The following is a 9,875-nucleotide window of genomic DNA, read 5'->3' on the forward strand; positions in this document are numbered from 1 at the left end:
GTCTTTCTTGTTCTCATCGTTGGCAAAGAAGGAAACTAAATGAATATGCTTCATTTCTTCCAAAATGTCCTAATTGTGGAAGTCGATTTCCAATATTAAGAGATGACCTAGTTATGAGTTTGATTAACTTTTTATCTAGATTAATAAAGAGGCGGTAAAACAATGAAAAAGCTACTACCGTTATTGATACTGATGAGCTTGGCATCCATTAGTTTGGCTCGTAGAATAAAACGAGCCTTTACCACACTGCTATCCCTTCTACTTTTCGCCGGGTGCCAGAAGAGCGACAATCTCCTGAAGGACTATGTGCAGCTGGACGATGGGCACTTCCACTTCAGTGTGGAAAAAGTGATAGAGGGTGAGGCGTGGGAGACCCACGTCATCCGAATGATTTCCCAGAACTGGCTTACCGCCGATCGGGTGGACCCGGTTGAGTGGTGGCATTGGCTTACCGTCATCATCCCGGATGAAGTGGATGAGACTGAGGCCCTCGTGGTCATCGATGGCGGGAGCAGCGAGGACAACATGCCGATCTCAGCAGATCCCGCCTACGTGGAGGCCGCCGTGGCCACCAAGTCAATCATCGCTTCCATCTCCAACATCCCGTTTCAGCCGGTGACCTACACAGGGGACGATTTCGGAGACCGGTACGAGGACGACCTTATCGCCTTTGGCTGGCGGAAGTTCTTGGAAGGGGGCGCAAGGGACAATAATGTGGAGTGGCTGGCCCAACTTCCCATGACTAGAGCAGTGGCGCGCGGTTTGGATGTGGTACAGGAAGTATCGGCATCGGCTGGGAAACCGGTGGACCGGTTCGTGGTGACAGGAGCGTCAAAGCGGGGATGGGCGACTTGGACTACCGCCATTTCGGACGACCGGGTCATGGCCATTGCTCCCATCGTGATCGATATGTTGAACGTCACACCGTCGCTCTACCATCACTGGCGCTGTTACGGTGAGTGGTCACCAGCGTTGGACCCCTACGTGAACGAAGGGATCATGAACTGGTTGGGCTCCCGAGAGAACGACCGCCTGATCGAGATTGTGGAGCCGTACTCCTTTATCAAAGAGCTGGACCTTCCTAAGTTCCTCATCAATGCAAGCAGTGACGAATTCTTTGTAACGGACTCGTGGCAGTTCTACTGGGACGACCTTGTGGGAGAGAAGTACATCCAGTATGTTCCCAATAGCGGTCACGGACTGAAAACCTATGATATGTCGAGCTTGGTGGCGTTTTACAAGGCGGTCATCTCCGGCGCGGAGCTGCCGAAATTTGATTGGAATGTGCGGGGTGACTCCATCTTTGTGAATATTAACCACAATACCAATACCGACTACACATTGACCCAGTGGGAGGCGGTGAACGAGAACGGTCGAGACTTCCGCCTGCCCGTCATCGGTAGGGTTTGGACAGCAGTATCTCTCCCGCGGCAAGAGGACGGGCGCTATGCCATCGGCATCGTACCGGCAGAGTCGGGGTACAAGGCGAGCCTGCTGGAGATGGTGTTCAACCCCGGTTCAGACTTCCCCTTTACATTCACCACCGGTACCGTGGTGACACCGGACACTTACCCCTTTAGCGAGTTTGTTAGTGAGTTGCCTGAGGGAACACGTTGACTAAGAAACCGCTACCTAATGGTGATCGGTTAATGCGTTTATAGAAAAGGGGACGGTCGGGATGAAAGAAGCACCCACATCCCTTTATGATTAATCAGCTCAAGAAAATTTTCGGAGTGTTGATTGAGTATTGAATAATAACAAATGAAAACATATATTCATTTAAAAGGAGAAAAATATGAAACGAATATTTCAATTAGTCTTGGCCATGGGGGTATTGTTCGGCCAGGCCTATGATTACCAGAAACTGTCAAAGATTATTGAGAATGATGATCAGGTTGCCAAAGATTTAGCCCATTTATGTGACTTTATCGGTGGCCGTCCTACGGGATCTGAGGCGAACTTAGCGTCTGTTGACTGGACCTATGGCAAATTTCAAGAGTACGGTGTATCTGTTTCCAAGCAGGCTTTTGAAATGCCTGGTTTTTGGCTAGAGCAGTCTTCCAAAGCAAAAATTACCGGTGATTTAAACTTTACACCCCGCGTAACAGCCCTCACTTTTTCCACCAGAAGTAACATGTATAAAACGTATCCGCTGTTAGATGGCGGTCGGGGTGAGAAAGAGGATTTTTCAAGGTTAGGTACTAGGTCTGAAGGAGCTGTCATTTTTATTGAGACAGATGAATTAGTCAACATAGATGGGTTATTCAAGGAATATAGTGATGCTGCCAAAATCGAGGCACTTGCATACAAAGCAGGCGTTGCGGGTGTTGTATATATGTCATCTCGGCCAAAAAAACTGATGTACCGGCATAATGCCTCACGTGCTTATGATAATACTTTGCCAATGCTGGTGATGGCAAGAGAAGATGGAAAAAGATGTTTGCGTGCATTACGAAGCAATGATACAAGTCAATTATTTATTCAAATGGATATTAAAGTCAAAAATAGGGGTGATCAGACGAGTTATAATGTCATCAGTGAAATAAGGGGCTCAGAAAAGCCCGATGAAGTAGTGGTGATCGGGTCACACCTTGATTCTTGGGGGATGGGTACGGGTGCTAATGATAATGGCTGCAATGTTGTGATGATGATGACCATAGCGAAACATTTTGTTCAATTGGGCATCACGCCAAAGCGTACTATTCGCTTAGTTCTATGGAATGGTGAAGAACAGGGTTTCTATGGGTCGATGGCTTATACTAAACAATACGAAAACACCATGGATGACCATGTGATGGCATTATCGGTGGATATCGGCAGTGGTGCTATCAATGGATTCTTCACCGGCGGCAGGCCGGACGTTCTCCAGGCAACGGATCAGATTGTAAACTGGTTTAAGGATCTGGGGCCTTTTATCAATATTGATGTGCCTTTAGTCGGTACTGATAACTTTGATTTTATGATGGTGGGTGTACCTAATCTGGTTGCTAACCATGAAGAATACAACTATGCGCTCAATTATCATGCTGAATCGGACACCTATGATAAAGTAGATATTGTACAGCTGAAAAAAAATACAGTGATTGTTGCGGCACTCACACTGGAATATGCCAATGATTTATCCATCAAACTAAAGCGTCAGACCCGCAGTGAAATTGAGACATTAATCGTCAATACGGACTTGGAGGATCAGATGCGGGCCATGATGAATGTCTGGGATGAATGGACTACGGGTATAAGAGGCCGTCAGTAATAGATGTCAACGGTCTTTTAAGCCGTTGGTCACAGGTTCGATTCCTGTCGGGCACACACCAGATTAGCCCCTCTTAATGAGGGGTTTTTTCTTTATATACTCTCGAGAGTTGACTTTCCCGTTATCTGGTTGTAGCTATGTCAAATAAAGTCAAAGAAGGTCATATAATACCGTTTTAGGGACACGATTTGTAGGGACACACCTCAATTTCAACCTGATTGTACCCCCATACCCCTTAATTGCAGGGGGGTAGGTCTTTGGTATATTCCCCACTCACATTCTAAGGGAAATTTTGGAAAAGTTGATTTTCTTTCATTAACTGTATACATTGGGTCTGTGAGATGGTTTCTCAACCACTTTCCCAATCTCAACCTGGTAATTGACGGGGGAGTGGTCGGGATGAAAGATGTACTGAGGACCATAAACAAGGCATAAACTCAATAATATTGTACAAACGCTGAATCGGCTTTATCGGATACGAGAGAAACGGGAGAAGAGATGTTATGGCAAGACTAAAAAAAATTAGAGTGCTCTCTCTCGCAAAACTCCAAGGAGTTCTATTGGCATATGTTGGTTTAGTTTGCGGGATATTATATTCATTTGGTGGCTTTATCTATGATGTAGTCACCACAGGTTCAGTAAATCTGGGTACAGCACTCGCGTTTTTCGCAATCATAGGTATGCCAATCATATTTGCAACATTTGGATTCATAGCAGGTTTTATTCTAGCTTTTTTATACAACTTTTTTTCAAGATGGTTTGGTGGGTTGGAGATAGATCTTGAACAGTAAATGTAAAGACTTTGGATTATCGGCTTTGACGCACACTGCACAAAAATCCAACCCTTATAGCTTCTCAACCACTTTCCCAATTTCTGTAAGTACTTTTTTACCCAAATGGATGAGATGAGGACAGATCACCTTCCGTTCCAGATGCCTGAGCGGCCCCACTCAGTCGTCCAACAATGGCGGCACCTGAGCTTCCTGCACTGGGAGGTTGATCCAGATCGGCTCAGACCCTACATCCTAGAGGGACTAGAACTGGACCTTTACGAAAGCAAGGCGTACGTAGGTACTATCCCATTCGTGATGACTGGAGTGAGACCACGACTCGCCGTAACAGTTCCGGGAATCTCGACATTTCCAGAATTCAACATCAGGACATACGTCAAGCATGGAAGTAAAGCCGGTGTGATGTTCCTCACGCTCGATGCGCAGAGCAGGATCACCTGCGCATACGCACCGCGTGCCTACGGCCTTCCTTATAAATATGCGAAGGGCAGGGTGGACATTGACGGCGATACTTACGCCTGGAGTAGTAAAAGAGTCGGTGGGAAACAGGAGCTCGTTGGCACTTGCATCGGGATGGGCGAGACGATGCGGGCCTCTCCGGGCTCCTTGGAAGAGTTTTTGTTCGAGCGTTACTGCCTATACACATTTCACAAGGGAAGGCTGTGTATCACACACACTTACCACGAGCCATGGGCATTTCGCGAGGCAGAGGCGACTGTTCTCTCTAACTCCCTGACAGAGTCGTACGACCTCAGGATATCTGATGTCCTGAAGCCCGATCTCGTTCACATCTCGGATGGCGTCACGGTTCACAGTTGGTCGATCGAGGGAGTTGCCGAGTAAATGCTGAATCCCTCCCGCGATGTGCTTCTCCTCGATGGGGACTGCGGCCTCTGCCACAGACTCGCCCGGTTCATGGACCCTCGACTAGTACCCGGTGCCGACATCGCTTACAGGCCTATCCAGTCAGAGGAGGCCCAGGGCCTGATCTCAACGCTTCCAGAGTGGCAACAGCGGGCTGCTACGGTGTACCTGTTCAGGGACGGTCATTCCTATGTCAGGTCAGCTGCGGTGATACGATGTCTTTTCTACATGAGGTGGCACTGGAGGGTGTGGTTCCCGCTACTCTGGATGATACCACTGCCTATTCGCGACCTTGTGTATCGATTGGTATCCCGTTACCGACATCTAGTCTTCGAGCGTCCAGAAGTCTGCACCTTCCGAATCGACTGACTGAAAGTTGATTTTCATCCAATAACTGTATACATTCTCGAAATGGGCACACACTTTTGGGAGACACGCTTCCACATTTATTATATTGATCTTTTCGCTAATGATGCGGTTTTTTTTGGTACGGACATCAGTGAACGTTGGCCCAAAGTGGAATTCAATGAATATGCCACGGAGATTATAAAATTCTACGGACAGAAATGAATCGGAGTTTATTTAGCTGGCTGTTCATTTTTTGCTCCTGCACATTCCCAAACAGTCCTGAGAAACCCAATATTATCATTATCATGGCCGATGACCTGGGGTATGGAGACGTGGGTGCCTACGGTGCCAAACCGGAAAATGTCATAACACCCAACATTGATAAACTGGCTAATGAGGGATTGAAATTTACCAGTGGATACTGCTCTGCCTCCACTTGCACGCCGACCAGGTATTCTTTTCTTACCGGCTCTTATGCATTCAGAAAAACGAATACGGGGATTGCACCTCCCAATGCACCAGCCATTATCCAGCCCGGAACCGAAACTATCGCGTCCTTATTAAAAAAGGCGGGCTATAAAACAGCTGTTATCGGGAAATGGCATTTGGGATTGGGAGGACCAGAAGGGCCGGACTGGAATAGAGAACTCAAACCGGGGCCTCGCGAAATTGGGTTTGATTATAATTTTCTCCTCCCTACTACCAATGACCGTGTCCCCCAAGTCTATGTGGAGAATCACCACGTGAAAAACCTGAATCCAAATGATCCACTGTGGGTGGGGTATGAAAAACCCAGTGAAGATCACCCGACTGGGATCACCCATCGAAACACCTTACGCATGAATTGGAATGACGGACATAACAATACCATCCATAACGGAATTGGTAGAATCGGCTTTTATACCGGCGGTCACTCCGCACGCTTCAGGGATGAAGATTTAGCCGATGAATGGCAAAAACAAGCCAATAAATGGATTGAGGAAAATAAAAATGAATCTTTTTTCCTTTTTTTCTCCTCCCATGATATTCATGTCCCACGGATGCCCCATGAACGATTCCAAGGCCTGTCCGGTATGAGCTACCGCGGTGATGCCATTGTTCAACTGGATTGGAATGTGGGAGAGATCATGAAAACATTGGATCGGCTTAACCTGACAAATAATACACTGGTCATTTTCGTTTCGGATAATGGACCCGTTCTGGATGATGGTTATGATGATTTAGCCAATGAGACATTGGGTGATCATAAACCGGCCGGGCCTTACGCCGGCGGGAAATACACCGTCCGTGAGGGTGGCACACGCACCCCTTTCATCACTTATTGGAAAGGAAAAATTCAACCCGGTATTTCTGATGAAATGGTATCCACCATTGATCTGGCGGCAAGTATGGCAGCCTTGGCGGGAATGGACCTTCCTGATGATGGGATTTTAGACAGTTTTAATGTGTTGGACGCTTTTTTGGGTAAACGTGGTGCCAAAGGTAGGAAATATATCGTATCACAGGATAATGGCCTCCGGGGGAATTACGGGTTGCGAGTGGGTAATTGGAAACTCCAACGGCATGATGCAAAAACAATGTATAATGGCGACTTATCTATGAATATGTGGTCTGTACCCCGATTCTCACTTTTCAATCTTGAAGAAGATATTAAAGAAGCCACTGATGTATCTGATCAAAATCCGGAGGTATTTGACCGGTTGAAAAACCAATTACAATTTATTATAGACCAAGGCCGTACTCGGCCTTAAAACGCTGACCCGATCAGTTCAAAAGCTTTTTCCAATCTCAACATGGAAAGTGACGGTCGGAATGAAAGAACAACCTCACGAGGGCTTCTGAAAGGTTAGGAGTTGGTTTTATGCAAGAGAGGATTTTTTACTACATGCTAAGATAATGAGGTTTCTGATTTCAACCATTCGGGCCTTCTTTATTTTCACCACAATCAGTATCGGGGGCATTGGTCATACTGAGAGTTTTTTTCGGATCCCAGTTGTTGATCTTGACCAACGTCATGATCTTCAGGTTGTTGTGGATAAAGAAGCAGGGGTTTATCTCGGGCATCCCAGTACCGTTTTGCTTGAGGATGGAAAAACAATTCTGACAGTATATCCCAAGGGTCATGGTAAAGGGGAGATCGTTTACAAAAGGAGCCGGGATGGAGGAAAAACTTGGTCCCGCAGGTTGCCCGTACCTGAGAATTGGTCTACCAGTAAAGAAGTTCCGACAATTCATAGAGTAATTAATTCAGCAGGTGTAAAACGTCTTATCATGTGGTCAGGGTTGTACCCAGCTCGGTTGGCTGTGTCTGAAGATGATGGTCTTACTTGGTCGCCGCTAAAGAAAGTGGGTAATTGGGGTGGCATTGTTGTTATGGGGAGTGTTGTGGCATTGAAACAGCCTGGCCACTACTTGGCCATGTTCCATGATGATGGTCGATTCTTTATTAAAGATGGTAAAAGCAATGGTGTGTTTACACTCTACCAAACTATTTCGACTGATGGCGGTTTAACCTGGTCTTTTCCAGAGGGATTTTATTCGAATTCAGGTGTTCACTTATGTGAACCGGGTATTATACGTTCTCCCGATGGGAAACAGTTGGCTGCCTTATTAAGGGAAAACAGCCGCACAAAGAATTCGCACATAATTTTTTCAAATGACGAAGGAAAATTTTGGTCTGATCCAAAAGAATTACCCATTGAACTCACAGGGGATCGCCATATAGGCAAATATACCCATGACGGAAAACTGTTCATCTCATTCCGAGATATGGCAAAGAATAGTCCAACCCAGGGAGATTGGGTTGCCTGGGTAGGCAATTATAAGGATTTGATCAAAGGCGGCCTTGGGGATTATCGAATCCGGATCAAAAATAATTATAATAGTTGGGATAGTACCTACCCCGGAGTTGAAGTACTGCCAAATGGTACAATTGTGACCACTACGTATGGTCATTGGGATGAGGGGGATAAACCCTATATCATTTCGGTGCGACTCGATTTAAAATATATTAAACCCAACTGATTTTGGGTTGGCCATAGGTTCGAATCCTATCAGGAACACACCAGACTAGCTCCTCTTATTGAAGGGTTTTTTCTTTATATTCTGTCGTGAGCTAACTTTCCCTCTATCGATTGAAATAAATAACTAGTGAGGGAATGTTGAACGAAAATTATAATAAAATCAGAACTCTTGTTTGGGTGGTACTTAAAAGGGTTTGATGATCCAATCTGCATTATACACATCAACAAACGCGGGTGCTATTTTTTCCAATGCTTGATCTTCAGCCAAGGTGAACAAAAATCCAATGTAACTTTCATCAGGACTGTTTCTTCTACTGTTGTTCTCTGTTTTACCATAACGCTTACCAATCGCCAGCATTTCAAATTCCGTAAATCTATTCAAGGCCAGATCAAAGGTTGCCTTACCAAGGATTTCAGTTTTCATACTATGGTCAAGCGGATATGTGGGTGTCCAATCATTTTGCCCTAATAACCACTCCCCTTTTGCCACAGCTTCGGAATGACCTCTGATCGTGATTCGAACATTTGACTGGTGACGTTCTTGAACTTCGATCTGCAGATTGGATTTCTTTATTTCTTGAGGTGCAAATGGCAAGGTTTGACCTCTAACATTATCGACCAGGTGAAAACAAAATAGTCGATTTGCCAGGTGATCAGGCAGCTCATAAATATCCCCTTCTTGAGGATCATCTTGAAGCCACTGCCTTGCTTCGGACTTACTGAACCATACATGATCCAAATTCGAACGATCACCTCGAATGTCTTGGACTGGTGGATCGGTGAATAAATCTGCATTTGCAGAGGTAAGAACGAGTCCTTGATCTGGGTAACTATTTTCCCAGCGGTGTGAAGGCTTTAATTTTTGATCAGTGGGTAATTGTCGTTCAGACACTGATAAACCATTCCACTTTTCCAATCCACTCTTGATTGACTTCAAGACATCATCTGCGTTTAGAGAATTGATCGAACTCAACAGTTTACCATTGGGGCTGCATACATAGATCCCCTGTCGTGTTTGGCCGGCTGTGCGATAATGACCTTTGTTTGCCATCTCTTGAAAGAAAATGGCATCTGAATCTTGAACCCGCTGCAGACGCCAAACTTCATCTGTTGTGGGGATGAACTGTTCAGCAACTTCGATAATTCGGGGATCTGACCAAACGAACCTCCGGCCCGCCACGCCGTTGTTTCATGTACACCCCAACGGGTGACCATTCATGGCCCATAATAACAATGGTTTTTTGTGCTCATTAGCATCAATCAATCCCTCTCTGAAAGAACTCCGCCAGGGTATAGACTTCCACAACGATTCATTTTTCGTAGGTGTAATGTAATCACGCCACATTTCATAACTTTTTGAAGTGAGGCTGAATTGTTCTTTATTGGTATTGCAACCTGCCAGAACAAAGGAGCCTATTATGACACCCATTAAAAATATTGAAACGTGTTTTCTCATCTTTGATATTTTAATGAATTTACTCAAGTCAGAGCTGTCTGTCTAAACTTCTGTACTGAAGCTTTACTTAAGTGGTTGGCCAGTGGTTCGAATCCTACCCCAGTCACTATCGAAACACCCGCCTAGTAGAGGGATTTTTT

9 protein-coding genes and 1 tRNA gene are annotated in these 9,875 nt (G+C 45.6%); 8 read left to right on the forward strand and 2 right to left on the reverse strand.

Features of this window, described 5'->3' with window-relative positions:
• Nucleotides 1–162: 162 nt before the first annotated feature.
• The 8 genes from EYO21_04395 to EYO21_04430 all read left to right on the forward strand — a co-directional run bounded on the left by EYO21_04395 (nt 163) and on the right by EYO21_04430 (nt 8,280).
• Nucleotides 163–1,617: a PhoPQ-activated pathogenicity-like protein PqaA type gene (locus EYO21_04395; protein HIB03050.1), complete on the forward strand. Its 1,455-nt coding sequence runs from the start codon at nt 163–165 to the stop codon at nt 1,615–1,617.
• 178 nt (nt 1,618–1,795) lie between these two features.
• Nucleotides 1,796–3,253 carry a M20/M25/M40 family metallo-hydrolase gene (locus EYO21_04400; GenBank protein ID HIB03051.1) on the forward strand — a complete coding sequence of 486 codons (1,458 nt, stop codon included), beginning with the start codon at nt 1,796–1,798 and terminating at the stop codon, nt 3,251–3,253.
• Nucleotides 3,240–3,309, forward strand: a tRNA-Lys gene (locus EYO21_04405). The genes EYO21_04400 and EYO21_04405 overlap by 14 nt, the downstream gene beginning before the upstream one ends.
• 447 nt (nt 3,310–3,756) lie before the next feature.
• Nucleotides 3,757–4,044 carry a hypothetical protein gene (locus EYO21_04410; protein ID HIB03052.1) on the forward strand — a complete coding sequence of 96 codons (288 nt, stop codon included), beginning with the start codon at nt 3,757–3,759 and terminating at the stop codon, nt 4,042–4,044.
• Between the two features lie 105 nt (nt 4,045–4,149).
• Nucleotides 4,150–4,887 carry a DUF2071 domain-containing protein gene (locus EYO21_04415; protein HIB03053.1) on the forward strand — a complete coding sequence of 246 codons (738 nt, stop codon included), beginning with the start codon at nt 4,150–4,152 and terminating at the stop codon, nt 4,885–4,887.
• A complete protein-coding gene (locus EYO21_04420) occupies nt 4,888–5,277 on the forward strand; it encodes a DUF393 domain-containing protein (GenBank protein ID HIB03054.1) in 390 nt (129 codons plus the stop codon).
• A gap of 197 nt (nt 5,278–5,474) precedes the next feature.
• Nucleotides 5,475–7,007 carry an arylsulfatase gene (locus tag EYO21_04425; protein HIB03055.1) on the forward strand — a complete coding sequence of 511 codons (1,533 nt, stop codon included), beginning with the start codon at nt 5,475–5,477 and terminating at the stop codon, nt 7,005–7,007.
• Between the two features lie 145 nt (nt 7,008–7,152).
• On the forward strand, nt 7,153–8,280 hold the full coding sequence (locus EYO21_04430) for an exo-alpha-sialidase (protein ID HIB03056.1): 1,128 nt from the start codon (nt 7,153–7,155) through the stop codon (nt 8,278–8,280).
• 183 nt (nt 8,281–8,463) lie between these two features.
• On the opposite strand, the gene EYO21_04435 is transcribed toward EYO21_04430, so the two are convergent.
• Nucleotides 8,464–9,459 carry a hypothetical protein gene (locus EYO21_04435; protein ID HIB03057.1) on the reverse strand — a complete coding sequence of 332 codons (996 nt, stop codon included), beginning with the start codon at nt 9,457–9,459 and terminating at the stop codon, nt 8,464–8,466.
• Nucleotides 9,460–9,468: 9 nt separating this feature from the next.
• Nucleotides 9,469–9,735 (reverse strand): hypothetical protein, encoded by a 267-nt coding sequence (locus tag EYO21_04440; protein HIB03058.1) that lies wholly within the window; start codon nt 9,733–9,735, stop codon nt 9,469–9,471.
• Between the last annotated feature and the right edge of the window lie 140 nt (nt 9,736–9,875).

This window comes from Candidatus Neomarinimicrobiota bacterium, from assembly GCA_012964825.1.
Taxonomy (GTDB): Bacteria; Fidelibacterota; Marinisomatia; order Marinisomatales; family S15-B10; genus UBA2125.

Coding starts and splice junctions, on each gene's coding strand:
- EYO21_04395 (HIB03050.1), top strand. CDS start 163: ATGAAAAAGCTACTACCGTTATTGATACTGATGAGCTTGGCATCCATT.
- EYO21_04400 (HIB03051.1), top strand. CDS start 1,796: ATGAAACGAATATTTCAATTAGTCTTGGCCATGGGGGTATTGTTCGGC.
- EYO21_04410 (HIB03052.1), top strand. CDS start 3,757: ATGGCAAGACTAAAAAAAATTAGAGTGCTCTCTCTCGCAAAACTCCAA.
- EYO21_04415 (HIB03053.1), top strand. CDS start 4,150: ATGGATGAGATGAGGACAGATCACCTTCCGTTCCAGATGCCTGAGCGG.
- EYO21_04420 (HIB03054.1), top strand. CDS start 4,888: ATGCTGAATCCCTCCCGCGATGTGCTTCTCCTCGATGGGGACTGCGGC.
- EYO21_04425 (HIB03055.1), top strand. CDS start 5,475: ATGAATCGGAGTTTATTTAGCTGGCTGTTCATTTTTTGCTCCTGCACA.
- EYO21_04430 (HIB03056.1), top strand. CDS start 7,153: ATGAGGTTTCTGATTTCAACCATTCGGGCCTTCTTTATTTTCACCACA.
- EYO21_04440 (HIB03058.1), bottom strand. CDS start 9,735: ATGAGAAAACACGTTTCAATATTTTTAATGGGTGTCATAATAGGCTCC.